The following is a 26036-nucleotide window of genomic DNA, read 5'->3' as shown; positions in this document are numbered from 1 at the left end:
GCACGGGGTGCGGAGTCTGTTGCTGGTCAGCCGCCGTGGTCCGGCTGCCGAGGGTGTTGAGGAACTGGTGGTCGAGCTTGCGGAGTACGGCGCGGAGGTCGTCGTCGAGGCGTGCGATGTGAGCGATGCGGAGGCCGTGGCCGACCTCGTGGCCCGTCATGCGCCCACCGCTGTGGTGCATACGGCCGGCGTTCTCGACGACGGAGTGATCGGGTCGCTGACTCCGGAGCGGCTGGCGGCGGTGTTGCGTCCGAAGGTGGACGCGGCCTGGAATCTGCATGAGGCGACCAAGAGCCTGGAGCTGGACGCGTTCGTGGTGTTCTCGTCCGTGGCGGGCACTTTCGGGAGCGCGGGCCAGGCCAACTATGCGGCGGGGAACGCTTTCCTGGACGCTTTGGCGCGGCACCGTCATGCGGTGGGTCTGCCTGCGACGTCGCTGGCGTGGGGCCCCTGGTCCCAGGACGGCGGCATGACCGGCACGCTGTCGGACTCCGATCTTCAGCGCATGGCCCGCTCGGGGATGCCGCCGCTGTCCGTCGAGGAGGGCGTGGCCCTCTTCGACGCGGCGCTGGGCAGTGCCGAACCCATGGCGCTCCCGGTCCGTCTGGACCTCGCGGCCCTACGGGCCCAGGGCGAGCCCCAACCGCTGCTGCGCGGCCTGATCCGCACGCAGGGCCGACGTACCGCAGCGGCCGCCGCGGGCGACGAGAGCGCGGCCGGGTTCGCACAGCGCCTGGCCGGGCTGTCCGCGGCGGAGGGCCACGAGGTCGTGCTGGAGGCCGTGCGCGGTCAGGTCGCGGTCGTACTGGGCCACGACGGAGTCGCGGAGATCGGTCCGGAGCGCGCCTTCCAGGACCTCGGCTTCGACTCCCTGACCGCGATCGAACTCCGCAACCGCCTGAGCGCCCTCACCGGAATCCGCCTGCCGGCGACCCTGCTCTTCGACTACCCGACGCCGGAAGAACTCGTCGACCACCTCCATGCCCGGATCGCACCCGAGGCGTCCTCCGGCCCGGAGGCACTCCTGGGCGAACTCGACAGGCTGGAAAACACCTTCGGCGGACTCGACATCACGGAGGAGATCCACGAGCAGATAGCAGGCCGTCTGGAGGTTCTCAAGGCAAAGTGGAACGCCCTGCGGGACACCGGCGCGGCAGCCGAGTACGACGAGTCCCCGTCCGACCAGGACTTCGACTTCGAGTCCGCCTCCGACGACGAGGTCTTCGACCTCCTCGACAACGAACTCGGCCTGTCCTGACCCGGCGAAACGGCCCGTACCGGTAACTCCCGTACACCTCGGCCGATTCGAGTACCGCGCCTGTGCGCCGTCGAACAACTCGGCGGCGCACAGTGCTGCGCGGCGGCGGATGCCGAGCAGGGAAAGCCCTGGCACCGGTCCGGTACGAGCCGATGCGCCGCTGGAACGCCTCCGCGGCGCGGCCGATGGCCACTGCCGTCCGTGGCCGCCTCATCGCCGCACTCGGCCTCGCCCTGTCCGGGTGGCAGTTCGCCGCGCGGTGGACACACAACGCCCCCCGTCCGGTCCCGTGGCGGGAGGGGGGCGTTGTTTCCTGCGGACTGCTGGGGCGTGTATCGAAAGTGTCTGGTGAGGATGGCGGAGAGCCCATTTGGGATCCAGAATGATTGGATGGTCACGCTTGAGACTCCCCGTTTGATCCTGCGTCGCTGGCGCGAGGAAGACATTGCGCCCATGGCTGCCGTCAATGCCGACCCCGAGGTCATGCGGTGGATCCGTGACGGCAGCGTCCGTGACGAACAGCAGACCCGCGACGGGGTCCAGGCATGGGAGAGCGAGTGGGAGTCACAGGGCTTCGGCCTGTTCGCCGTGGAGATCCGGTCCACTGGCGAGCTGGCCGGGTTCACCGGCCTTTCGGTGCCCGACTTCTTGCCGGAGGTACTGCCGGCGGTTGAGGTCGGCTGGCGGCTGGGACGTTCCCACTGGGGGCAGGGCTTGGCCACCGAGGCCGCTGCGGCCGCTGTACGGTTCGGGTTCGAAGAGCGAGGGCTGGAGCGGATCGTCAGCATCACTCAAGTGGGCAACGACGCCTCCGAACGGATCATGACCAAGCTGGGGATGCATCCGGTCCGTGAGACCGTCAATCCCACCTGCGGTCGGCGAGTACGGGTGTTCGAGTTGTCGTCGGACCAGTACGTCACAACCACTCGTTGATGGCGGCAACGAGGACGGTAGCCTCGTAGCGGACCGCGAGTTTGTCCTACCTGGTGGCCACGGCTCGATGTCTCTTGAGGCGATTGATGCCGCACTCGACCGCGTGCCGGGCCTGTAGTCCTCTGGGGCGGACTTCGGTGGCCGGCCGCCGCTGGACCCGCGCTTCCTGCGGTTGCGGACCTGGTCGGCCTTGTCCGGAATGGTGCAGCGGATACCGCGACGCCGCAGGTAGGCGCGGTTGTTCACCGGCTCGGAAGAGCACGTCCTGGCGTGGGTCGGTGATTCACTTGTCGCTTCTCCTGCTGTCACAGGGGTCGTTCACACAACGTGTGAGACCTTGTACGCGATTCCACCTTCGATCAGATACCCCGAACCCACGCAGACGACGTCGTTCAGCCATGCGTATCGCTTCGCCCCCGTTTCGAAGAGGGGATTCGTCCGGAAGTAATAGCGGGCGGGGTCGACTTGGTGCCTCGTGGCGGGATCGGCCATGTCGGCCCGCAGTTCGGGCGGGGTGACCCAGCGGCCGCCATAGGTCATGTGCAGCAGGTCGCCGTCGTACGTCCGCAATGTCAGCCGGACGTCAAGCGTCATCACACCGTCGGGGCGGAACAACGTCCAGTCACCACCCCCGGGCAGCACCTCTCCGCGTAGCCTTGGCCCCTCGAATGTCCCTCCGGCGGAGCCGAAGAGAACCCGTCGGCCCAACGGGCCGGGGCCGATGTCCAGCCGCGGGTTCAAGTCCACGGCCATGTCGAAGAGATGCATCGTCCTGATCTCGTCGATGTCTTTCAGCCGAGCATCTGCTGCCATGTCCCCTCACCTATGAATGGGTTCGATCCCAGGAGTGGAGGGCGCGAACGCGGCTGCTCCGAACAGCTTTTGCCTGACCGCGTCGGTCGAGACGCCTGACTGAGCGCAGAGCTCCGACAGATCGAAGAAGAAGCGCTCGCCAGCGATCAGGCCGTCCTTGAAGGCGAACTGAAGGAACACCGGCAACTCGGCTCGCCTGCCGTTGGGGTGCACGCCGAACCGGTCACCCGTCATCGTCATCTTCACCGTCCCCCAGCAGACCAGTGCGTCGCCGTCGGCAGCGTGGCCTTCGAGAGCGACCTGGTAGTCAGGGAAGGAGGCGAAGAACCCGGTCAGCGCCCTTTCGTTCGCGGCCCGGCCTTGAGCCCTCGTCCCGAAAGCCGGAGCGGCCAGGACCATGTCCCGGTGGAAGAGCTCCATAGCCGCGGGCACGTCCTGCCGGCTCTTTGCGGTGGCCAACGCCTGCGCCAGCTCAAACATTCGGCGGCTGTCCAAGTCGCACACACCTCCTGATTGTCCGCCCCCAGGAAGTAAACGTACGATCGGTCGTACGTTATATGCAAGAGGAATCCGGCAGGATGGGGCAATGAGCGAAGTGGAGCAGCGGGACGTTGTCCGTTCCGCCGACGAGGCCGACGCGCTGACGTCGGATCGGCGCGTGCTGCGTGGTGCGCGGTCCAGGCGGACGATCGTCCGCCATGCCGTGGATGTGGCATCACTGGAAGGACTGGACGGGCTCAGCATCGGCCGGCTGGCCACCGACCTCGGGATCAGTAAGAGCGGCGTGCAGACTCTCTTCGGGACGAAGGAGAACCTGCAGGTCGCGGCGGTAAAGTGCGCACGTGACGTGTTCGAGGATGTGGTCGTCCGCCCCGCACGGACCGCGCCCCGTGGCGCGGCGCGGGTACGCGCGCTGATCGATCGGTGGATCGAGTACGCGTCGGTGCCGCTGTTCCCAGGCGGTTGCTTCTGGGCGGCGAACCAGGCCGGCTTCGACAGCCGTCCCGGGCCCGTACGTGACGTGCTGTTCCGCTGCCAACACGGCTGGCGTGACCTCATCGCCGTCGAGCTGCGCCATGCCGTCGGCACCAGAGAGATCGCTCAGCTCGACGCCGACCTCGCTGCCTTCCAGCTCGATGCGGTACTCGTCGCCGCCAACACCGCGTTGCGGCTCGGAGACGAAGAGGTGGTGGACAAGGTGCGGCTCGTGACCGAGGGGTTCCTCGTCCCTCCAAAATGATCCGCTGTCGCGGGCACCGTCTGGGCCGCGCGTCGCCGCCACGACGCGGATCGCTTGGGCACGGTCTGCCAGTGTTGTGACAGCACATCCGTCAGGCCGCCTTGAGAGGGCGTCCGCCCCAGCGGATGCCTCTTCGCTGCGGATACGGGCGCGTTCTCGGCGATGTGCGGCGAGGACGTCGGGGTGGCGGGCGTTGGCGTTGCGCCGGTGCAGGTAGGCGTGCAGGGCCTGGGTCTGTGTTGTCCCGGATGATGTAGATCGGGGCACCCTGACCGACCAGGAGGGGCAGAAGCCTCGCAAAAGGGGGGCGCGCGAGGAACAGCCACCGTGGCCAGCGACAAGGCCTTCCCTCCCGCGGGCCTTTCGGCCAGCCGACCGAGAGGCCGGCCAGTCAGCCGGTCAGTCAGCCGGTGAGCAGCGCCTCCCGCAGCCGCTCCAGGTCCTGCTCGCTCAGGCCCAGTCCGTCCCGCAGATAGGCGTCGAAGGTGCCGAAGCGGGCCTTGACCTCGTCGAAGGATGCGTTCAGGTACTCGGCCCTGGCGTCCAGGATCGGCTTGAGACGGGCGGCCATCCCGGGGGCCTGCTTGGCGAGGGTGGCGGCGTTGCTCGTGGCGAGGTAGTCGTTGGTGGCCAGGTAGTCCCGCATGACCGTGTCGCGGTCCACACCCAGGGCCGTGAGCAGGGCGGCGGTGGCCCAGCCCGTACGGTCCTTGCCGCCCTCGCAGTGGTAGGCCAGCGCGTAGGAGCCGGGGTCGTTGGCAAGGCTGAACAGCGAACGGTAGGCGTCGATCGCCGAGGGCTTGGAGACGTGCCACCGGTAGGAGCCGATCATCATCCGCTCGGACGCCTCGGCGGTGGCGGGCAGCCCGCCCTTGACGTTTCCGCCGAAGACATCGGCGACGATGTAGCGCGCGCCCGCGGGCACGCGGCCCCGGGTCTTGGCGCGCTCGCTCGGCATGCGCAGATCGAAGTCCGTACGAATGCCGAGGCGCTGGATCTTGGCGAGGTCGGCGTCGGTGAGCGCGTGCAGGTCGCTGGTGCGGTACAGGACGCCCATCTTCACCCACCGGCCGTCGGCGGTGCGGTAGCCGCCGGCGTCGCGGAAGTTGGCGCTGCCCTTCAAGTGCAGCGAGCGGTCGGTGAGGCTGAGCGGGTCGCCCCGGTCGGGGACGAGGCGGAACCACTGGCGGGCTGTGGCGGGCAGTCCGCGTACGGTGACGCTGGCCTCGGCGCCGCCGTGCGCCACGGCCCTGTCACCGGCGTAGACGGTCACCGAACCGACGCCGGGCGCTTTCCAGGACACGGTGAACGAGCCGTCCTTCTGCTGGGTCACCGTGGCGTCGGCGAACGGAATCCCGTGGGGGGCAAGCGGTCCCTGCGGCGCGTGCCGGCCTGCTCCGGTGGCCGAGGCGAGGGGCGCGGTGCCCCCCACTGCCGATACGGCGGTCATGAACGATACGGCGATGCGGCGGGCGGTCAGCACCGCCGCCGTGGAATGGGAGTTCATGGCGGGACCGTACGGCCCGAAATAGCGTGGATTACCTAGAGTTGGCGAGCAGGGCCGCGCAGGCCGGGAGGCGGGTGGCGTCCGCCGGGCCACCGTGGGCCGCTACAGCGCCGCGTACGCCGACTCAAGATCATGCCGTTGCCGACGCGAGACATCCCGCTTGTGACATGGCGCCCCGACGGGCCGCTTCTGCGCCTTCTGCCGCTTTGTAGGCAGTGCCGTCGGGCAACGCGCAGGGCCCGGCCGCCCGTTGAGCGACCGGGCTGCGCACGCCGGGAACCCCGGCTTCAGCCGGCAGGTGGGTGCGGGCGCTCCGGAGAACACCCGCACCCAACCGTCAACTCTCCGCGTCCATCAGCCGGAACAGTTCTTCATCACTGGCCGACGTCAGGTCCAGGACCCCACTGGGGCCAGTGCCCGTACCACCGCCGGACCCCGCCGTCACCGCCTTCAACCGCGCCACCGTCTCCTCCGAAACCTTCGCGCCGGACGTGAGCAAGGACTCCAACTCCGCCACGACAGAGGCCACATCGCGCGCGGGGGCGTTCGGCCGCGCGAGTCGTTCGCGGACGAGCCGGACGACGGCCTTCGGCGTGGGGCAGTCGTACATGAGCGTGGCGGGAAGCCGGATGTCGGTGGCCGCGATGAGGCGGTTGCGCAGTTCGACCGCGTTCACCGACTCGATGCCCATCTCCTTGAAGGTGCGGTTGCCCTCCTCGCCACGTGTCTCCTGGCCGCCGAGCACGGCCGAGGTCTCGGCGAGAACCAGGGCCAGTACGAGCGCGTCCTGTTCGGCGTCGTCGAGACCGGACAGACGGGCCTCCAGCCCCGGCGGCTCTTCACCGGCCGCCATCCCGCCCGCGGCAACCGCGACACCCGTGACATCCGCGAGGCCCCCGTCGGCAGCCGGACCCGCCGAGCCCGCCGGGCTCACAGGAGCCGACGCCAGCCAGAACCGCCGCCGCTGGAACGCGTACGTCGGCAGGGCGACGGGCCGGGCCCCGGGGAGCACCGCGTCCCAGTCGACGGGAACGCCATGGGCGTGCACCCGGGCGACCGCGGTGAGCAGGGCGTGCCGCTCCGGCACTCCGGCGCGCAGACTCGGCACGACGGCGGCCCCGGGCTGGTCGGCCGACTCCAGACACTCGTCGATCATCGGCGTGAGCGCCGGCTCGGCACCCAGCTCCAGGAACCCGGTGACGCTCTCGCCCAGGAGCCGGCCGATCGCGTCCTTGAAGCGTACGGACTGCCGTACGTGCCGCACCCAGTGGTCCGGGTCGTGCGCGTCCTCGCCGGTCAAGGGGCGGCCGGTGACGGTGGAGACCAGGGGAACGGCAGGCGCGGCGTAGGACAGCGTACGGACGACCGCGCGGAACTCCTCCAGCATGGGGTCCATCAGCGGCGAGTGGGCCGCCACGCTCGCCACGATCCGCCGGCTCTTGTGACCGGCGGCGGCGAGCTGGTCCGTGAGCGCGGCGAGCGGGGCCTCGGCGCCCGAGAGTACGAGGGAGTGCGGACCGTTGACGGCCGCGATCGACACCGCATCCGCCAACTCCGTCAGCCACGGGGTCACTTCGGCCTCCGTGATGCGCACCGCCACCATCGCACCGCCGGGCGGCAGCGCGCCCATCAGCCTGCTCCGGGCCGTCACCAGGGCGCACGCGTCCTGGAGACCGAGCACGCCCGTCACATGAGCGGCGGAAATCTCGCCGACCGAATGCCCGACCAGGTGGTTCGGGACCACGCCCCAGGACTCGAACAGCCGGTACAGGGCGACCTGGACGGCGAACAGAGCGGGCTGCGTGTAGGTGGTGTCGTCGAGGAGGTCCGCCTCCTCGGAGCCGGGTGCCGCCCACATCACCGAGGTCAGCGGCCGCGCCAGCAGAGGATCCAGCGCGGCGCACACCTCGCGCAGCGCCTGCCCGAAGACGGGGAACGCCTCGGCCGCCTCGCGCCCCATGCCGTTTCGCTGGCTGCCCTGCCCGGGGAAGACGAAGGCCAGCCCGCCCGGCGCGGAATCGTGCGGGATGACACCCGCGGTCCGCTCACCGCATCCGAACTCCGCTGCCGTGGCCAGCAGTTGTGCACGGCCGGAGCCGCTGACGACGGCCCGGTGCCGGTGCAGGGCACGGGTGGTGGCCAGGGCGTAGGCGACATCCTGGGCGCGCAGGCCGGGGTCGGCCGCCACGTGCACGGCCAGGCGCCGCGCCTGCGCGCGCAGCGCCGCCCGGCTCCGGGCGGACAGCACCCAGGGCGCGGCCGCGTCACCGGCCGGCTCCGGGCCCCGAGCCGTCCCGGACTCGCCCAGCGCCTCCACCAGATCTTCGCCCGGCGCCTCTTCCACGTCCTTTTCCCCGTCCTCACCCGGCGCCTCCTCCAGGATCACGTGCGCGTTGGTGCCGGTGAGCCCGAACGAGGACACCCCCGCCCGGCGCGTGAGTCCGCTCTCCCGCGGCCAGGGCCGGGCCTCGGTCAGCAGCCGTACCGAACCGGCGGACCAGTCCACCTTGGCCGAGGGAGCGTCCACGTGCAGCGTCCGCGGCAGAACGCCGTGGCGCAGCGCGAGCACCGTCTTGATGACCCCGACGACCCCGGCGGCGGCCTGCGTGTGCCCGATGTTCGACTTCACCGACCCCAGCCACAACGGCCTTCCCTCAGGCCGCTGTTGCCCGTACGTGGCCAGCAGGGCCTGGGCCTCGATGGGGTCACCGAGCGGAGTCCCGGTGCCGTGCCCCTCCACGGCGTCCACGTCCTGCGGCGTCAGCCCGGCGTCGGCCAGGGCCTGGCGGATGACGCGCTGCTGTGCGGGCCCGCTCGGCGCGGTGAGCCCGTTGGAGGCGCCGTCCTGATTCACGGCGGAGCCCCGTACGAGCGCCAGGACACGGTGTCCGTTGCGCTGGGCGTCACTCAGCCGCTCCAGCAGCAGTAGCCCCGCGCCCTCCGACCACGCGGAGCCGTTCGCGGCGTTGGCGTACGCCATGGAGCGGGAGTCGGGGGAGAGCGCGCGCAGTCGGGAGAAGTGCGCGAAGGGCGCCGGGGTCGCCATGACGGTGACGCCGCCCGCCAGCGCCAGGTCGGTCTCGCCCGACCGCAGGGACCGGCAGGCCAGATGCAGGGCGACGAGGGAGGACGAGGAGGCGGTGTCGACCGTCATCGCGGGGCCTTCGAGCCCGTAGGTGTAGGCGATGCGCCCCGAGATCGCGCTGCCGGCGGCCCCGGTGATGAGCATGCTCTCCCACGCGCTGGGCGCGGCGGACGCGCCTGCGCCATAGCCGCGGTCCATCGCGCCCGTGAACACACCCGTACGGGTTCCCTTCACAGACTCCGGGTCGATGCCCGCCCGCTCGAAGGTCTCCCAGGCCGCCTCCAGGAGCAGTCGCTGCTGCGGGTCGGTCGCCGTCGCCTCCTGGTCGGACAGGCCGAAGAAGCCCGCGTCGAAGTCGCCCGCGTCGTGCAGGAAGCCGCCTTCGCGCGCGTACGAGGTCCCCGGGCGGTCGGGGTCCTCGTCGAAGAGCCGGTCCAGGTCCCAGCCGCGGTCCTCCGGGAACTCGGACATCGCGTCGGTCCCGTCGGCGAGCAGGTCCCACAGGGCGTCGGGGGAGTCGGCTCCGCCGGGTAGCCGGCAGGCCATTCCGATGATCGCCACAGGGTCGGCACCGTCCGCCGAGATCTCCCACGGCCCCTCCTGGGACGGCTCCTCCCGCTCGGCCAGTACGTGCGCGACGGCCCGCGGGTTGGGGAAGTCGAAGGCCAGCGTGGTCGGAAGCGGCAGCCCGGTCTCGTCCCGCAGCAGATTACGCAGCCGCACCGCGAGGATGGAATCCAGGCCGAGCCGGCGGAAGTCCGTTTCGGGGGAGAAGGGGACGGCCGTGCCGCCGTTCCCGAGCACCTGGCCGACACAGTCGCGTACGAGTTCCAGCGCCTCCTCGACCGTGTACGGCGGGACCGCGCCGAGACGGGCCGGAACGGGCGCCGCCTCAAGGTTGGCGAGCAGCCGCCTGAGCGCCGCGCGGTCGAGCTTCCCGGCGGGGGAGAGGGGAATCTCGCGCACGGTGACCAGTTCGAGGGGGATCTTGTGGTCGGCGACCGCCAGCCGGCGCAGGAACGCGGTCACTTCGGTCAGACCGATCGTGCGGTCCGCGCGGTCGGTCACGACCAGGCACGGGTACTCCCCGAGCCGGTCGTCCGGTGCGCCGACCACGGCCAGCGGGCCCAGGCCCGCAAGGCCCGCGAGCAGCCCCTCGACCTCGGTGGCGCTGAACTTCCGGCCGCCCGTGTTGATCAGTTCGGATGCCCGGCCGCGCACCACCACCACGCCGTCCGCGCCGATGGCCGCGAGATCGCCGGTCCGCAGCCAGCCGTCCTCGGTGAGGGCCGAGCGCGTCAGCTCCGGCTCGCGGAAATAGCCGAGGAACAACCCCGGCCCCCGGTACTGGAGTTCACCGGTCGTGCCCGCCGCGCACACTTCGCCGTGCTCGTCGACGACCCGCACGTCCACGCCGCTGACCGGCCCTCCCACACTGCCGTCGGGGTCGTGGATCCGGGTGCGGGTGCCGGTGCCGATCTCGGACATCCCCCACACCACGACCAGTTCGCAGTCGAGGACGGCGCGCACCTGTACGGCGAGCGCGGGCGCGACGGCGGCCCCCGCCGTGCGCACCTGGTACGGCCCGAAGCCCGCCGGCTCGTCCGTCTCGGCCAGCCGTGCGACGACATCCCGCAGTTGCGCGGGCACGGCGAAGACGACGCGGGGTTCGTGCTCCCGCGCCAGTTCCAGGAAGCGGTCCACGTCCCAGCCGGTGAGCATGACCTGCCCGCAGGCGGCGAACAGCGCCGCGTGCATGGCCTGGAGGCCGAACAGATGGGTCATCGGGCAGGCCGTCAGCACCGTACCGTCGAAGGCGTCGGCGGCCTCGGCGGTGACGGCCGCGGTGTTCGACAGCAGACCGTCGTGGCTGTGCACACAGAGCTTGGGCCGCGCCGAGGCCGTCCCGGACGAGGGGATCAGGACCAGCGGCAGGTCGGGGGTGACGTCCACCGGCCGGGGCCCGCTGCCTGCCCAGGCCGTCAGCAGCCCGTCCAGCGACCCGACCCCCGGCTCCTGGCGCCCCGCCTCCAGCGACCCGACCCCCGGCTCCTCGCGCCCCGCCTCCAGCGCACCGGCCATCAGCGCACCGCGCAACGACGGGACGCTCTCCAGAAGCGAACGGGCCGTTGCCTCACTCTCGCTCCCGGAGGCCGACAGGACGAGAAGGACGGGTTCCGCCCGCGTCAGCAGCGCGTGGACCTCCGGGGCCGTGGTGCCGTGGTGGACGGGCAGCAGTACCGCTCCGACGGCCGCGACGGCCAGGTGCAGGGTCTGAAGCTCCCAGCAGTTCGGCAGGTGCACCGCCACCACGTCGCCGGGTGCGACGCCCGACTCCTGCAGGCCGCGGGCCAGCGCGGCGACGTCCGCTCGCCACTGCGCCCACGTCCACGAGCGGTCCCCGTCGACGACGGCCACCGCGTCGGGGGCGGACCCCACGGCGGCCTCGAACACCTCGGGCAGCGTGAAGCCGCCGCCCAGTACATCCGCCGCGTCGGCGGGCGGCTTCATCGCGTAGTCATCTCTGTGGACGGGCACGTTTCGCTCCCGGATCTCAAGCACTCTCGTCAGTTGTGGGGGACACGCCGGGGTTCGGACACAGGCTCCTGCCCGGGTCGGGTGTCAGCTCTCGTGCACGCTGATCGCCCGGGACGGGCACAGGGCACCCGCCAGCCGGGCCGTGGACTCCTGGTCGGCGCCGGGCTCGGCGAGGAGGGTGACGAGCCCGTCGTCGTCCTGGTCGAAGAGCGCGGGCGCGTTCAGCACGCACTGGCCCGCCCCCACGCAGCGGCCGGGGTCAACGGTGATACGCATGTCGATGTCTCTCCTGCGGTGGAAGTGGCCGCCCGGCGGCCGGTGGCACGCGCCGCCGGGCGGACCGCGGCGGGCGGCGGCTACCAGCGGACCGGCAGCTCGTTCAGGCCGTAGAGCACGCCGTCGTACTTGATGTCCAATCTCTCCACGGGCACGGCGAGTTCGAGGTTCGGGATGCGTTCGAAGAGCTTGCGGTAGGCGACCTCCATCTCGACCCGCACCAGGTTCTGCCCCAGGCACTGGTGCACGCCGTAGCCGAAGGCCACGTGGTGGCGGGCGGACCGGGAGGGGTCGAACTTGTGGGGGCACCCGAAGACGGCCTCGTCGTGGTTGGCTGCGGCGACCAGCGGCACGATGCCCTCGCCCGCTTTGATGAGTTGTCCGGCGATCTCCACGTCCTGGACCGCCACGCGCAGGGATACCAGGTCGGCGACCGAGTGGAAGCGCAGCGTCTCCTCCACGGCCCGGTCGTCACCGATCCACTGAGGGTTCATCAGCAGCGTGACCACGCCGAGCGCGATGTTGTTGGCCGTGGTCTCGTGACCGGCGATGAGCAGCAGCATCAGCACGCCCGACATCTCGTGGGGGGCGATGGTGCCGGTGGCCAGCAACCGCGTGACGAGGTCGTCGCCGCCCCACTTCTGCTTGATGTCGACCAGCCGGTTGATGTAGCGCAGGAGGTCCTTGGCGGCAGCCATACGGTCCTCGTCGGTCGAGGCGCGGAGGGAGACCAGGATGCGGGTGCGGGACTCGAAGAACTCGCGGTCGGCGGGCGGCACACCGAGCAGGGAGGAGATCACCAGGGAGGGGATGGGCAGCGCGAAGTCGGCGACGAGGTCGGCGGTGTTGCCCGCGGCCAGCATGGCGTCCAGTTGTGCTTCCACCGTGCGCTCGATCGCGGGTCGCATCGCGCGCACGCGCCGGACGGTGAACTCCGGGATGAGGGCCCTGCGGAACCGGTCGTGATCGGGGGAGTCCATGCCCACGAACCAGCCCGGGATCTGATCCTGCTTGGGCACTCCCAGGGTCTCCCCGACGTTGGGGAATCCCTCGTGCTGGGGGTTGGAGCTGATCTTGGGGTTGGTCAGGACGGCGCGTACGTCCTCGTGCCGGGTGACCAGCCATACCCGTTTGCCGTCGGGCAGGTGCGAGAGGACCAGCCCTTTTCGGTCGCGGTAGTCGGCGTAGTGCGGCGGCGGGAACGGCACGCCGGGCTGGCGCAACGGAAGGTCGACCACCATCGGGTCTGCTTGCGTCATGGACGGAATTCCTCTCGAACGGGCCGGTCAGCTGACGCCGTAGAACCAGCGGATCCTGTCGATCACGAAGTCCTGGTCGTTGGCGGTCAAGTCGGTGTGCGTGGGCAGATACAGCCCGTCCTCGGCGAACGTATTCGCCTTGAGTGAGGGCCAGTCGGGGTGGAAGTACATGGGCTGCCGGCTCATCGGCTTGAAGAACAGCCGGGTTTCGATCGACTCACCGGCCAGGAACTCCCGCAGCTCCTCACGGCGTTCGGCCCGCAGGTCGTACATCCACAGCACGTCTCTGGGCGGCATCAGCGTGATACCGGGGACCCCGGCGAGCCCCTCGTCGTAGCGCCGCTCGATCACACGCCGCGCCTGGAGAATGTCATCCAGCCGCTCGACCTGGGCCAGCGCGACGGCGGCCTGCATGGCCGTCATACGGAAGTTGTAGGCGACCTTCTTGTGCAGGAAACTGTGGTCCTTGGTGAACGCCATGGCCCGCAGATGCGCCAACTGCCCGGCCAGCTGGGGGTCGTCGGTGAGGCAGATGCCGCCCTCACCCGCCGTAATGATCTTGTTCGCGAACAGTGAATAGCACGCGATGTCCCCGACCGGACGGATGCCGTGGGCCTCCGCACTGTCTTCCACGACCCGCAGGTTGTACTGGTACGCGATATCCATCACCGCGTCCATATCGCAACGCCGGCCGTAGATATGGACGGGCATCACGGCCTTCGTCCGCTCCGTGATTTTCTCCTCGATACGCGTGACATCGATGTTGAGGTCGTCCGCGCAGTCCACGAACACGGGCGTCGCGCCGGTGTACGTGACCGCCCACGCGCAGGCGATCATGGTGAACTCCGGAACGATCACCTCGTCACCCGGGCCGATACCCAGCGCCCGCAGTGCGAGCGTGAGCGCCGCAGTCCCCGACGAACAGGACACGCCGTGCGCGATCCCGTTGTAATCCGCGAAGGCACGCTCGAACCGCCGGACCATCGGGCCCTGAGACGATATCCAGCCGTCCTCGACGGCAGAGGTCAGGTAATCCAGCTCCCTACCGTCCAGAGTGGGCCTGGACACGGGATACTTGAACGACATCTGCTCCCTCTTCCTTGTCTTCCTCGTAGTCCTCGTACGTACGTGTGTGCTCGTGCGGCCTTACGCCAGGACCGGAAGTCCGAGGATCAGCTCGGCAGCGGTCTCACGGCCGCCCGCCGCGCGCTGTTGGGCGCCGAGCCGCTCCGCGTTCTCGCGGAAGGAGGGGGTGTCGAGCACCCGCGTGAGCTTGTCGACCACGTCATCGACGTCGATGTCCCGTGGCCGGTCGAGGGTCAGACTGATGCCGACGTCCCGGCCGCGCACGGCCTGGTCGTAGCAGTCCACCCACAACGGCCGCACCACGAGCGGCTTGCCGAAATACACGCCCTCGTTGAAACCATTGCCGCCACCATGAGTGAAGAACACCTTCACATGCGGATGAGCCAGCACGTCCAACTGCGACGGAACCCAGCTCTCGATACGAAGATTCGCCGGCAACGACTCCTTCGGCGCCAGCAGGTGCTGCTGCCCCGACGGCAGCTTCCACAGCACTTGGTGCCGCCCCTTGAGCCGACGGGCGACCTCTACCATGGAATTGACCTGCTCCTGAGTGAGCCGGGTGATCGTCCCGAACCCCACATAGACGACCGAGGACTGAGCATCCAGCCACCGCGAGAGATCGTCGTCCTGCGGAGCCTCCGGCAGAGGCGGCACCATGGCACCGACCAGCCGCACCTTCTCCGGAATGTCAAAGGGGTAATCCAGCTCGGCGATCGAATTGCACAGCACCAGTTCGGCGTGCTCGATCCGCGCCATCAGACTGAGCCGCCCGAGCCCGTGCGCCTTGCGCCGCCGGTTGTCCTCCGCGACCACCTTGCCCATCTCGGGCGTGCAGAACATCGCCAGCGTCCGCCACTTGAAGAGCGCGTTGGTCATGCGCTGCGCGAACGTCAGCGGATACGGCAGTCCCGTGTGCGGCACCGGGAAGTCCCGCGGGGTGTAGCCCTTGGCGAAGGGCGTGAACGCCGTCAGCACATTGCTCGGTACAAACGGCACACTCAGCACGAACGGAATATTCCGAGAAATCGCCAGCTCGATCGCGAAAGCACTGATGCAGTCGATGACCATCAGCGCCGGCCGCACCTCGTCGACGACGGCCGCCAGCTTTTGGAATTTCTCCTCGTGCCGCCCAGGCTTGTAGGACTGCCGGATCACCGCACGATGCGCCTTGAAACGCGAGGTTTGAGTGATCTCGCGATAGACCGCGTCGTCCCACGTCACCGCCGACAACTCGGTGACCACCCTACCCAGCGAGGCGAACTCCACCGTAGACCCCACCGCGATCTTCTTCACATCCTCGCACCGCGGTTCATCGGTGGCGAACCAGAGATCCGGTACATTCTGGCGGGAGAGTTCCTCGGCGAGTACGAGCAGCGGATTGGCCAGCCCGCTCTCCGGAAGACTGACGAAGAGGATCGGCCGTCGGGCGGAGTCCATGAATTCCCTTTCAGCGGTGGCAGAGGAGTTCGGCAAGCCCCCCCGTGCGGATCGACTGGCCGCACTCTCTTTGATCTCACGCCGGCCACCGGAAAATCCTTAGAACCCGTCCGGCCTTTCGAGGCGGGAACGAACCGGCCCTCCGCACGATGGGAGGGCCGGAACTGCCACTGCACATGCCGCATGGCCGGACACCAACTCCGCCCTGCGACGGCACATCAGCTCATCGCAGCGCCAACACGCTCCGACCAGCAGAAACAGCGAACGTAACGGGAGTACTAGGACGCGGCCGCGACGTCCTCCGCGATGATGCGCTCGATGTTCCGCTCGGCCAGCGCCGTGATCGTCACAAAGGGGTTGACTCCGATGGACCCCGGTATGAGCGCGCCGTCCGTGACATAGAGGTTGCGGTAGCCCGCGACCCGGCCGTACCCGTCGGTGGCCTTGCCCAGGACGCAGCCGCCGAGGGGGTGGTAGCTGAAGTCGTCTGAGAAGTTCGTCAGATGCGGCCCGAACAAGTCGTAGCGGTACATCGTCGTGTTGGCCTTGTTGATCCGGTCGAAGAGCGATTTCGCGGCGTCGACCGCGGGCGTGTTCTGGTCCCGGGTCCAGCGCAGCACGGCCCGGTCGGTGGCCTTGTCGTAGACGAAGGTGCCGCGCTCGGGGTTCTTGGTGATCGCCAGATAGAGGCTGACCCAGGTCTCCAGGCCGGCCGGCATCGGCGCGATCTCCGCGAAGACCGGGGCCGCGGGGTTGTCCCAGTCGTCGATGCCCAGGGCGGGGATCGAGGACTGGTCGGGCCCTGTGGGGCTCCAGACGTGGTTGGCCCGGCCGGTCATGATGTTGCCGTTGGGGCCCCAGCCCGCGCCGACCTCGGCGTTCAGGTCGGGCAGCGCGCCGGTGTCCCGGGCGCGCACCAGCAGCTCGGTGGAGCCGAGGCTGCCGGCGCCGAGGAACAGATGGCGGCAGGCGATCTCCTTGTGGGCGACGGCCGTGCCGTCGGCGTCGAGCTGGTCCACGGACAGCACATAGCTGCCGTCCGGCTGTTGATGGATCGCCTTGACCTGATGCAGGGTCTCGATGGTGACCTTGCCGGTGCCGAGCGCCGCGGCCAAGTAGGTCTTGTCCAGGCTCTGTTTGCCGTGGTTGTTGCCGTAGATGACCTCGCCCGCCAGCGCGGACTTGGGCACCTCACCGGCCGCTTCGCGCCTCATGTGGCCGAAGTCGTAGACGTTGGGCACGAAGGTGGTGCTCAGGCCCGCCTTGCCCGCTTGTTCGCGCGAGACCCGCGCGTACTTGTACCACTCCGTCTCCTCGAACCAGCCCTTGTCGATGTGGTTCACCTTGAGCATGGAGTTGGCGCGCGGGAAGTACCGGTCGTACATCTCGGTGGCGTCCACCCGGGGGAGGACCTCCTGGAAGTACGAGCGCTTCGGCACGACGGCCATACCGCCGTTGACCAGCGAACCGCCGCCCACGCCCCGCCCCACGTACACCGACATCTGGTCGAAGTGCACCTTGTCCAGCACTCCCGCGTACGGGTCGATGTCCCGGTTGATCACATCCAGCCACAGGAATGAGCCCAGCGGGGCCTCGGTGCGCGACGTGAACCAGCTGGACCGCCGGTCGGGCTTGAGCATTCCGCAGAAGACGTTGCCGTCGTCGGCGGGCTTGTTCCACAGCTGCCCCATTTCGAGCATGAGCGTCGGAATACCGGCCTCGCCGAGCCGCAGCGCGGATACCGCGGCGCCGTATCCCGTACCGATCACCACGGCCGGTACGAACGAGCCGCTGCCGCCCTGCGGACTCCTCTTGTCGGCGGCCGCTGCACGCGGGGCGGCGGAAATCGTGGTCATTCCGGCGACGGCGGCGCCGCTGAGGGCGGCCAGTCCTAGCACACGGCGCCGTGACAGATGCTGGTTCTCAAACACGTTGGTAGTACCCGACCTTCGCCGACAGGATCCTTCCCCGCGGGGCTGTTCCGCGGGGCCGTTCCGGCGGGGATTGCGGGTCGTGTCGATCAGCCCGAGCCGCCGGGCTCCACCATCCTGATCAATGAAGACTGGGGGAAATGCCAGAGATACAGGGGCCGTTGACTGGCTGGAATGCGATGCCCCATCCGGAGCGGCGGTCCCTGGAATCCGCCCGGGGCCGGTGCGGCCGGGCGTCTTTCCGCCTGACCTGAGTGACATGCGGGGCAGGGTGAGGGTTGCCCTGACGGCGTTTCGTGGATACGAAACGCGCCAGTCCCGACCGCCAGGTGCGGCTGACCTTCCCGGGCTGACCCACCTCCTGCAGGGACCCTGAGCTGAAGCAGCACCGCCGAGCGGTGGAGCGGTCTCGCGCAGGGCGCGGACCCGACCCGCTCGCCGCGCGGCGCTGGAAGCGCTGCGGTCCGGCCCGGACGCGGGCTTTCCCTTGCGCCGCGACAACAGTCCGGACCGCCACGTGAGGCTGCCCTGCCCGACCGGCCCCAATGTCCGTGGCTCATGGCCCACTCGAAGTCTCCGACGTGCGCTGACACCTTCCTCGCACGTCCGAGTCCTGGCTGAGCCGACGGCATTGGGGCCGGCCCCCGGACGGCGTCAGTCGCGCTGTGCGCCCTGCGGGAGCGATCGCAGCTTCATCGCGGTGCGCGTGCCGTACGCCCAGTCGAGCATCTTCCGGGCGTCGGTGTACCGGTTGGCGTCGTTGAGCAGGACGCCCACGAGCGTGCGGCTGCCCCGCTTGGCGGCGAAGACCAGGCACGGCCCCGCGGCCGTGCCGGTTCCCGTCTTGATGCCGATGGCACCGCGGTAGGAGCCCAGCAGCTTGTTCGTGTTGTACCAGGTGTACGTCCGGCCGTTGGTGGCCTTCTGCCTGGTGCTCGCGGACTTCACGACCGTGCCGAAGGTGCTGTTCCTGATGGCGTGCCGCGCGAGCTTCGCCATGTCGCGGGGCGTCGACACATTCCTGCCGCCCCCTGAGATGCCGTCGAACGAGTCGAAGCCGGTCTTCGACATGCCCAGCTGGTCGGCCTTCTTGTTCATCCTGGAGATGAACGACGTGGTACGAGCCCTTGTGGTGCTGCCCGTCCCGAAGTTGTCGGCCAGCGCCATCGCCGCGTCGCACCCCGACGGCAGCAACAGCCCGTACAGCAACTGCCGCACCGACAGCTTGTCGCCGGTGCGCAGGTCCGCCGTGCTCGCGCCCTCGCGGGCCACATAGTCCCGGTAGGCCTTCTTGACGGTGATCCTCTTGTCGAGATTCACCCCACGGGTGTCCAGCACCACGACGGCGGTCATCACTTTGGTCGTACTGGCCATCTGACGCCGTGTGTCGGCGCCCTTGCTCCACAGCTGCTTGTTGGGCCCGCTGTCGAGAAGATAGGCGCCCTTGGCGGTGACGCCCGACGGACCGCTCGCGGCCTGCGCGGTGCTCGCCGGCACCAGGACCGACACGGCCGCCGTGGTGGCGATGAGCGTCGCCCCCCAACGGCGCACCGCACTACCCCCTGAGTCCATTTATGCTCCGTTCCTCACTTGTACGGATAAGGCCTGCGCATGATCCCATGGCTGTTGTGTGAGGAAACGCCGGGGTCTCAGTCCGGAAGGGTGACCCGGTCGAAGGCGGTCCGGATGTCGAACTCCCCCTGGCCGCCACCGAAGAGGAGCCCCACGGTGCCGAACGCCGGGTCACGGGGTGTCGGTAAGAACCGTGTCACCAGTCGCAAACGGCGCTGATCAACACTTGGCCTTGGCGGCGCCGGGGCAGTTCGGCCGTGCTGTCGCCGGCCGCTGCAGCGTGCCGAGCTCGCCCGGGGCCGAAGCTCAGCGGGGTCGGGCGGAGGCCTGGCCGACGGCCTCGACCAGCGGCAGCATCCGGTGCGGCACACGCTCGCGCAGCGCCACCTCCGTACGCGTCCGCACCACGCCCGGCATCTGGATGAGCCGCTGGATGACGTCCTCCAGATGTGCGTTGTCGCGCGCCACGACCCTGGTCATCAGATCACCGCCACCGGTGATCGAGTACGCCTCGATGATCTCCGGCACTTCGGCGAGCGCGTCGCCGACATCGTCCAGATGGCCCTGGGTGACCTCGATGTGCACAAACGCCAGGACCGGGTGGCCGAGGGCGGCGGGGGAGAGCCGGGGCCCGGAGCCGGTGATGACCCCGTCCCGCTCCAGGCGGTCCAGACGGGCCTGCAAGGTGCCCCGGGCGATGCCGAGGACACGGGCGTACTCGCGCACGCTGGTCCGGGGCTGCTCGAGCAGCAGCCGCAGAATCCGGGCGTCCAGGGCGTCCACAGCGGCCATGACCGACGGCCTCCCTCGGTAGTCGGAGCCAGCATGCGACTGTACCAATGGCTCTGCGTCAGGGGTGCCGGTGGAACCGTGGATGCCTCTCCGGTCCCTGGATGGCACCACCGGGCGCCGGCAGTCGGCGACCGCCGCCTGAGGCGCGCGCGTCGTGGCCGCCGCTGGAGGGTGCCGCCCCCGCAGGCGGCCGCCCGGACGCCGAGCGCGTCGGAAAAGCGTCAGGCAGTTGCGAGCCGCCGGGTGAGAACCTCGTCGGCGAGCCCGTACGCCCCTGCCTCGTACGCGGTCATGGTCCGTTGGCCCACCCCTGGCGCGCCACATGCGGACGATACTATGCCAATGGTCCAGTGTTCATGACGTCCCTTGAGCCATGAGGCCTCCGCATGCTCTCATGGTCCTGTCGATGGCGCTGCGGATCCCGCGGCGCCTTTTGCGTGCAGGGGTGCAGAGGGAGCGGGATGCCGTGTTGAAGAGGATGTTCGTGGCCCCGGACCCGGGGCGGCTGCGGCTGCGGAGCGCAGCCCGGGCCGTTCTCGGGGTCGGGCTCGCCGTGACCGTCTCCGGCCTGGCCGGTCACTCCCTCGTCGCGACCATCGCGGGCGGCCTCGCCGCACTCCTCGCGCTCTTCACGGTCACCGACGCCACGGTCCGCAGCCAGGCTGTCACCACCGCGCTGCTGCCGGTCGTGGGCTTCCCGGTGCTCGCCCTCGCGACGGTGCTGCACGATGTCCCCCTGGCGCGCGATGCGGCGTTCCTCCTCGTCGTCTGCGCCGGGGTGTACGCGCGCCGCTGGGGCACGCGCGGCCACGCCTTCGGCGTATTCGCGTTCATGACCTTCTTCGTGGCGCAGTTTCTGCACCCCGTACCGAGTCAACTGCCCGAGCTGTACGCGGCCGTCGCGCTCGCTCTCGGTGCGGCGTCGGCCGTCCGCTTCGGCGCCTGGTGCTACGAACGGCGTGTGCCGCCGCCTCTCGTGCCCGCGCCTGCCGTACCCGCGCCGCAGGGCGGCCGCGGCCTGGCCCGTGCGACCACGCGCCAGGCGATCCAGGCGACGGCCGCCTGTGCCTTCGCGCTCGGCGTCGGCCAGTTCCTGTCCGAGGACCGCTGGTACTGGGCCGTCGGCACCGCCTGGTGGATCTTTGTGAACACCGCGTCGCGTGGCGAGACGCTGGTCCGCGGCTTCCGCCGGGTCCTCGGCACGGTCGTCGGCATCGCCGCCGGACTGCTGGTCGCCGTCCCCCTGCACGGCGACAAGGCGCCGACCGTCGCTGTCGTCGCCGTCTGCGTCTTCGTCATCTTCTACACAGCCGCGGTCTCCTATACCTGGATGATGCTCGCGGTGACGCTGATGGCCGGGGCGCTCTACGGTCTTCTGGGGGTGCTGGACCACAGCCTGCTCGCGCTGCGTCTCGCGGAGACCGGCGTGGGGGCACTCGGCGCGGCGCTGGCCGTGCTGCTCGTGCTGCCCGTCACCACCCATGCCACCACCGACGCCTGGATCCAGCGTGCACTGCGCTCGGTGCACGCCTGCACCGCCGAGGCCGCCGCCCGACTGGGCGGCTCCCCCGACGCGGATCCCGCCCCCCGCGTCGCCGAGCTCGAGATGCTGCTGGGCCGGGTACGGCTCTCGCTCGCCCCGCTGGTGCACCCGCTCAGCCCGCTCAAGGCGCGCAAGGCCCGGGCCCGTCAGGTCATCGAGCTGCTCGACGACTGCGCCCAGCAGGTGAAGGGGCTGGCCGACGTCGCCGCCGACCCGGACGCCTCGCACGACGTGCGGCTGACCGCTGCCTGCCAGCGGGTGGAAGCCGCCGTGGAAGGCCTGGTGGCCCCGGCGCCCGCCCGGAGCTCCGTGCCCGCCACCGCGGCCGCCGGACCGCACCACCCCGGCGTCGAACGGGCCCTGGCTCATCTGCATGAGCTGGAGGCAGCGCTCGCGGAGCTCGCCGCACCTCTGGGCAGCAACCCGCGCGCCCCTCTCGCCCCCTTCTGACCCGCGGAACCGTCGACTGGCACGTCACCACGCCGGATGCTCCGAGTCGCCACCCCGGGCCCGTACTTGGTCTGAACCATAGGTACCGTCAGCCGGGACTGCTACGGCGGAGAGGGGCGGCACAGTGGACGGCAGCAGGACGGCACGGCCGGTACGGGCCTACATCGGCTCCTTCACATCGGCCGGCGGGCGCGGAATCACCACCGCGTCCGTCGATCCGGCCACTGGAGCGCTCAGCGAGCTGCACACCCTGGACACCGTGCCGGACCCGTCCTTCCTCGCTCTCGCGCCCGGCACCCGCACGCTCTACGCGGTGAGCGAGACGCCCCACGGGGCGGTGGTGGCGCTCGGCCTCGGCGACGGCTCTGGCCGGCCGGAGCCGTTGGGCGCGGCCGCTCCCGTACACGGCGACGGCCCGACCCATCTGGCCCTGGCCGAGGGGCACCTGCTGACGGCGAACTACGGCTCGGGCGGGGTCTCCGTACTCCCGGTCCGGGCCGACGGCACCCTGGGCGAGCCGAGCCATGTGCTGCGGCACGAGGGCCGCGGCCCGGTCCTGGAGCGGCAGGCGGAGCCGCATGCGCACGCGGTACTGCCGGACCCCTCCGGCCGCTGGGTGCTCTCCGTGGACCTCGGGACGGACTCGGTGCGCGTCTGCTCGCTCGACCGGGCGGCCGGTACGCTCGCCCCGCACCGCGAAGTGCGTCTGCGGCCGGGCGCCGGACCGCGCCACCTCGCCTTCCACCCGCGCGGCCACCGCACGTACGTGATCAACGAGCTGGATCCCACCCTCACGGTCTGCCGCTGGGACGCGGCGGCGGGGGAACTGGTGCCGCTGAACGAGACGCCGGTCGTGCCGGGCGACGCCGCGAACGGGACGTATCCCTCGGACGTCGTGATCGCTCCGGACGGACGGTACGCCTGGACCGCCAACCGCGGACACGACAGCATCTCCGTCCTCGCGCTGGGGGCCTCGGGGGAGGAGCCGGAGCTCATCGGCTGTGTGCCGTGCGGTGGCCACTGGCCGCGGCATCTGACCCTGGATCCCTCCGGCCGGCGGCTCTACGCGGCCCATGAACGCTCGGGGGACGTCACCTGGTTCGATGTGGACCCGGCGACAGGCCTCCCGCACCGCGCGGGCGCACTCACTGTCCCGGCGGCGAGCTGCGTCGTCCTCGGCTGAGCCGGGACCGCGCCGTACTGCGCCCGGAACGGCGTCGGCCGGCCCCCGCCGTTCCGGGCGGGGAGAGAGGGGCGAGGGCCGGTGTCCCCGGAAACGGGGCACCGCCCCTGCCGCCCCGGGCGGATCGCTCGAGGAAAGCGGCCTGTCAGCGCGCGGGCGGCTGGGACTGGAGGGTGATGCCCAGCGCCGTCGCGTATTTGGAGAGCGCCAGCTTCCCGATCGCCGGGTAGGCGCCCAGCGCCTCGGACGAGGGGCACTCGGCCTCGTCCGCCGCGGCCTTGAGCAGGCCGTCGGCGACCTCCGGGCCAATCAGGTACGGGGCGAGCGCCAGCTGCACCGAGCCGGAGCCGCGCAGCTGCTCGGCGGCGCGGGCGACGGAGCCGTCCACATCCAGCGCCGCGGCCAGCACCGGAACCGCGAGGCGGGCGGCGAGCAGCATGCCGGTGATGCCTGCGGCCTGCACGGCCTCCTCACCACCGACCGTGGCCAGAATGATGCCGTCCGCCGCGGTCGCCACGGTGAACAGCCGGGCCCGGTCGGCACGGGCGAGACCGGCCTCGGACAGGCGCACGTGCAGCGCCTCCGCGAGCAGCGGGTGCGGGCCCAGGACATCCGTCAGCTCCGCGGCGGTACGGCTGTCCATGACGGCCTGGCGTATGCGTCGCATAAGGGCGCTGTCCGGGCCCGCGAGCAGAGGGACGACCACGGCGACCGGGCCGTCGTCGTAGGCCGGGCGCTCGGCGCCCTCCTGCTCCTGCCGCGCGGCGGCGCGGGCGGTCCGCGCGGCGGCCGCGCGGGTCAGCACAGCCTCGAGCGACGGGAACTCCTCGTCGCCTCCGTCGATATATCCGATATGGGCGTCCAGGCCGGGCAGCTCGGAGCGTGCGATGCTCACGGCCTCCTCGGCGAGGCTGCGGGTGTCGTACCCGGGGTTACCGGGGACGGCGAGAACCAGCGCAGGCGCACCCTCGGGAGCCGCGACCGGCTCCGGTTTGCGGTGTCGCCCTGGTTGGCGGGGACGCGGCATTCGTACAGGCAGGCCGGGCGCCGGCCCTGTGGGGGTGCTCATGGCGCCGCATGTTAATCCCTTTGGGGGGTCGGCTGTTCGGGGAGGGGGCGACAGTGTGCCATCCGTCCCGAATTATCCGATGGTCCTCTGGACGGTCATGTGGCGTACGGCTCGGGCAGATGCAGCATCGCCGAGTCGACCGGAAGGACCAGACCACCCGTGGCGATGGCGGCCGCGATGTACACGGCACCGTGCAGGGCGTCACCTGCCGCCTCCACGCGCTGTGCGTGGGGAACGTGTCGGGACAACTCCTCGTGCAGCGGCGTCAGGAGTGGCTCGCCCAGCTTGAACAGGCCGCCGGTGCACGCGACGTGGGAGCCTTCGGCCGAGGGGCAGACGGCCGCCGCGGCCTCCGCGATGGCGCAGGCCGCACCCCGCATGATGCCTGCGGAGACCGGATCGTCCGCGGCGCAACGGCCCACCTCCGGCGCGAACGACGCCATTACGGCAGCCCGGTCGGAGCGCGGATACAGCAGCCCCGGAAGCTCCGGCGCCGGTCCGAACACCGCTTCCAGCCGGGCCAGAAGCGCGGTCGACCCCCCGGCACGGCCGTCGAAAGCACGCAGCGCGGCCTCCAGGCCGGCCCTGCCGACCCAGGCCCCGCCGCCGCAGTCACCGAGCAGATGCCCCCAGCCGTCGGCACGCCGCCACCCGCTGCCGGCCCCCACGCCCAGGGACGTGCCGAGAGCGATCATGCCGGTGCCCGCGACGACCACCGCTCCCGGCCGCTGGCCGAGCGCCCCGGCGTACGCGGTGACCGCGTCGGCGGCGAGGGCCAGCCGCCGGGTTCCCAGAGCCTCCGCCAGCGCACCGGGCAGCCGGGCCCGCAGATCGTCGCCGAGCGTCGCCATACCGGCCGCGCCGATGGCGACCGCTGCGGGTGCGGCGGCACCGGCCCGCTCGAGCAGTTCCCGGGCGGCGGGCAGCAGGAGTTCCAGCAGGTGCCCGGCATCGATACCGGCCGGGCCGGTGCGTACGGGTTCGTGGGACACCACGGTGGCGACCGGCTCGGCGTCCCCCGACCGCGCGATGGCGATCCGCATCCCGGAACCGCCGGAATCGACCCCGAGCACCCACTCGGACGGTGACTGTCCGTTGGCCGTCATGAGGCAGGACTCCGTCGTGGCCCGGCGCAGCCGCCGCCGCGCCGACGGCGGTTCGCGGCGGGCTCCGTCTCCGCGCGGAGTCTCACGGCAGTCGCCAGTCCACCGGCTGCCCTCCCTGCCGCACGAGCAGTTCATTGGCGCGGCTGAAGGGGCGGGAACCGAAGAAGCCGCGGTCCGCGGACATGGGGGAGGGGTGCGAGGACTCGACGGCGGGCAGATCGCCGAGCAGCGGACGGAGATTCCGGGCGTCACGGCCCCACAGAACCGACACCAGGGGCCGGCCGCGGGAGGCGAGGGCCCGGATCGCCTGCTCGGTGACCTCCTCCCAGCCCTTGCCGCGGTGCGCCGCGGGTTTGCGCGGGGCGGTGGTGAGCGCCCTGTTGAGGAGCAGCACGCCCTGTCGCGTCCACGGCGTGAGATCGCCGTTGGACGGCCGGGACAGCCCCAGGTCGGTGTGCAGCTCCCGGAAGATGTTCTCCAGGCTGCCCGGAAGCGGGCGCACCTCCGGTGCCACCGAGAAGCTGAGCCCCACCGCATGACCGGGCGTGGGATACGGGTCCTGGCCCACGATCAACACCCGCACCTCGTCGAACGGCTGTTGGAAGGCGCGCAGCACATTCCCTCCGGCGGGCAGATACGTCCGGCCCGCGGCGATCTCGGCGCGGAGGAAGTCCCCCATCGCGGCGATCCGTTCAGCCACCGGGTCCAGAGCCTTGGCCCATCCCGGCTCGAGAATCTCGTTCAACGATCGTGAAGCCACGGGATGTCACTCTACTGGCTCACGCCGCTCCCCTCCGCACACACCGGGGGACTACGGGGGGAGAGCGGTGCCCCGTACACAGGACGGGTCCCCCAACGGTCGCCGTGGTCCGCCCTGGAAGCAGTGCGTCGGTCGTTACGGGCCCTCTCCGGGACGGCGTCGTCTCCGGTGAGGGCGGGTCCGTACCGGCGTCGGTAC

At 70.6% G+C, this 26036-nt stretch carries 20 protein-coding genes and 2 pseudogenes; 5 read left to right on the top strand and 17 right to left on the bottom strand.

Features of this window, described 5'->3' with window-relative positions:
• Together ACTWQE_RS14165 and ACTWQE_RS14160 are read left to right on the top strand one after the other, a co-directional pair.
• Positions 1-1258, top strand: a 1258-nt coding sequence (locus ACTWQE_RS14165; RefSeq protein ID WP_443329274.1) for a type I polyketide synthase, incomplete at its 5' end; no start/stop codon positions are given.
• A gap of 390 nt (positions 1259-1648) precedes the next feature.
• On the top strand, positions 1649-2191 hold the full coding sequence (locus tag ACTWQE_RS14160) for a GNAT family N-acetyltransferase (protein ID WP_443329273.1): 543 nt from the start codon (positions 1649-1651) through the stop codon (positions 2189-2191).
• Here ACTWQE_RS14160 and ACTWQE_RS14155 read toward each other — a convergent pair.
• The 3 genes and pseudogenes from ACTWQE_RS14155 to ACTWQE_RS14145 form a co-directional block, all read right to left on the bottom strand.
• A pseudogene (locus ACTWQE_RS14155) lies at positions 2175-2431 on the bottom strand (IS5 family transposase); the annotation flags it as partial. The gene ACTWQE_RS14160 and the pseudogene ACTWQE_RS14155 overlap by 17 nt on opposite strands.
• A 78-nt stretch (positions 2432-2509) precedes the next feature.
• Complete coding sequence (locus ACTWQE_RS14150) at positions 2510-3004, bottom strand: DUF3237 domain-containing protein (RefSeq protein WP_443329272.1); 495 nt, start codon at positions 3002-3004, stop codon at positions 2510-2512.
• A 6-nt stretch (positions 3005-3010) separates the two neighbouring features.
• Positions 3011-3499: an ester cyclase gene (locus ACTWQE_RS14145; RefSeq protein WP_443329271.1), complete on the bottom strand. Its 489-nt coding sequence runs from the start codon at positions 3497-3499 to the stop codon at positions 3011-3013.
• A gap of 91 nt (positions 3500-3590) precedes the next feature.
• On the opposite strand from ACTWQE_RS14145, the gene ACTWQE_RS14140 reads away from it, so the two are divergent.
• Positions 3591-4244 carry a TetR/AcrR family transcriptional regulator gene (locus ACTWQE_RS14140; RefSeq protein ID WP_443329270.1) on the top strand — a complete coding sequence of 218 codons (654 nt, stop codon included), beginning with the start codon at positions 3591-3593 and terminating at the stop codon, positions 4242-4244.
• A gap of 91 nt (positions 4245-4335) precedes the next feature.
• Here the strand turns inward: ACTWQE_RS14140 and ACTWQE_RS14135 are convergent.
• From ACTWQE_RS14135 to ACTWQE_RS14085, 11 genes and pseudogenes are all read right to left on the bottom strand, one after another.
• Positions 4336-4487 (bottom strand): annotated as a pseudogene (locus ACTWQE_RS14135) (IS630 family transposase); the annotation flags it as partial.
• A gap of 160 nt (positions 4488-4647) precedes the next feature.
• On the bottom strand, positions 4648-5751 hold the full coding sequence (locus ACTWQE_RS14130; protein WP_443329269.1) for a tyrosine-protein phosphatase: 1104 nt from the start codon (positions 5749-5751) through the stop codon (positions 4648-4650).
• Positions 5752-6088: 337 nt separating this feature from the next.
• Positions 6089-11347 (bottom strand): beta-ketoacyl synthase N-terminal-like domain-containing protein, encoded by a 5259-nt coding sequence (locus ACTWQE_RS14125; RefSeq protein WP_443329278.1) that lies wholly within the window; start codon positions 11345-11347, stop codon positions 6089-6091.
• Positions 11348-11458: 111 nt separating this feature from the next.
• Complete coding sequence (locus ACTWQE_RS14120; RefSeq protein ID WP_443329268.1) at positions 11459-11650, bottom strand: ferredoxin; 192 nt, start codon at positions 11648-11650, stop codon at positions 11459-11461.
• An 80-nt stretch (positions 11651-11730) separates the two neighbouring features.
• Positions 11731-12909: a cytochrome P450 gene (locus tag ACTWQE_RS14115; protein ID WP_443329267.1), complete on the bottom strand. Its 1179-nt coding sequence runs from the start codon at positions 12907-12909 to the stop codon at positions 11731-11733.
• A gap of 27 nt (positions 12910-12936) precedes the next feature.
• A complete protein-coding gene (locus tag ACTWQE_RS14110) occupies positions 12937-13995 on the bottom strand; it encodes a DegT/DnrJ/EryC1/StrS family aminotransferase (RefSeq protein ID WP_443329266.1) in 1059 nt (352 codons plus the stop codon).
• Between the two features lie 60 nt (positions 13996-14055).
• Positions 14056-15432 carry a glycosyltransferase gene (locus ACTWQE_RS14105; protein WP_443329265.1) on the bottom strand — a complete coding sequence of 459 codons (1377 nt, stop codon included), beginning with the start codon at positions 15430-15432 and terminating at the stop codon, positions 14056-14058.
• Between the two features lie 278 nt (positions 15433-15710).
• A complete protein-coding gene (locus ACTWQE_RS14100; protein ID WP_443329264.1) occupies positions 15711-17288 on the bottom strand; it encodes a GMC oxidoreductase in 1578 nt (525 codons plus the stop codon).
• Positions 17289-18017: 729 nt separating this feature from the next.
• On the bottom strand, positions 18018-18935 hold the full coding sequence (locus tag ACTWQE_RS14095; RefSeq protein ID WP_443329263.1) for a D-alanyl-D-alanine carboxypeptidase family protein: 918 nt from the start codon (positions 18933-18935) through the stop codon (positions 18018-18020).
• A gap of 77 nt (positions 18936-19012) precedes the next feature.
• On the bottom strand, positions 19013-19135 hold the full coding sequence (locus ACTWQE_RS14090; RefSeq protein ID WP_443329262.1) for a hypothetical protein: 123 nt from the start codon (positions 19133-19135) through the stop codon (positions 19013-19015).
• Positions 19136-19241: 106 nt separating this feature from the next.
• On the bottom strand, positions 19242-19727 hold the full coding sequence (locus tag ACTWQE_RS14085; protein WP_443329261.1) for an Lrp/AsnC family transcriptional regulator: 486 nt from the start codon (positions 19725-19727) through the stop codon (positions 19242-19244).
• A gap of 466 nt (positions 19728-20193) precedes the next feature.
• On the opposite strand from ACTWQE_RS14085, the gene ACTWQE_RS14080 reads away from it, so the two are divergent.
• The gene (locus tag ACTWQE_RS14080; RefSeq protein WP_443329260.1) at positions 20194-21720 is read left to right on the top strand and encodes an FUSC family protein; all 1527 of its coding nucleotides are present in this window, start codon (positions 20194-20196) and stop codon (positions 21718-21720) included.
• Between the two features lie 124 nt (positions 21721-21844).
• Entirely contained in the window at positions 21845-22903 is a 1059-nt protein-coding gene (locus tag ACTWQE_RS14075) for a lactonase family protein (RefSeq protein ID WP_443329259.1), read from the top strand.
• Positions 22904-23048: 145 nt separating this feature from the next.
• Here the strand turns inward: ACTWQE_RS14075 and ACTWQE_RS14070 are convergent, their stop codons facing one another.
• The 3 genes from ACTWQE_RS14070 to ACTWQE_RS14060 form a co-directional block, all read right to left on the bottom strand.
• The gene (locus ACTWQE_RS14070; RefSeq protein ID WP_443329258.1) at positions 23049-23972 is read right to left on the bottom strand and encodes a sirohydrochlorin chelatase; all 924 of its coding nucleotides are present in this window, start codon (positions 23970-23972) and stop codon (positions 23049-23051) included.
• 95 nt (positions 23973-24067) lie between these two features.
• Entirely contained in the window at positions 24068-25078 is a 1011-nt protein-coding gene (locus ACTWQE_RS14065) for an N-acetylglucosamine kinase (protein WP_443329257.1), read from the bottom strand.
• Between the two features lie 82 nt (positions 25079-25160).
• Complete coding sequence (locus ACTWQE_RS14060) at positions 25161-25838, bottom strand: uracil-DNA glycosylase (protein WP_443329256.1); 678 nt, start codon at positions 25836-25838, stop codon at positions 25161-25163.
• Positions 25839-26036: the final 198 nt, after the last annotated feature.

The organism is Streptomyces sp. 8N706, from assembly GCF_052245415.1.
Classification (GTDB): domain Bacteria; phylum Actinomycetota; class Actinomycetes; order Streptomycetales; family Streptomycetaceae; genus Streptomyces.
This window is presented reverse-complemented; position numbering and strand designations above follow the sequence as displayed.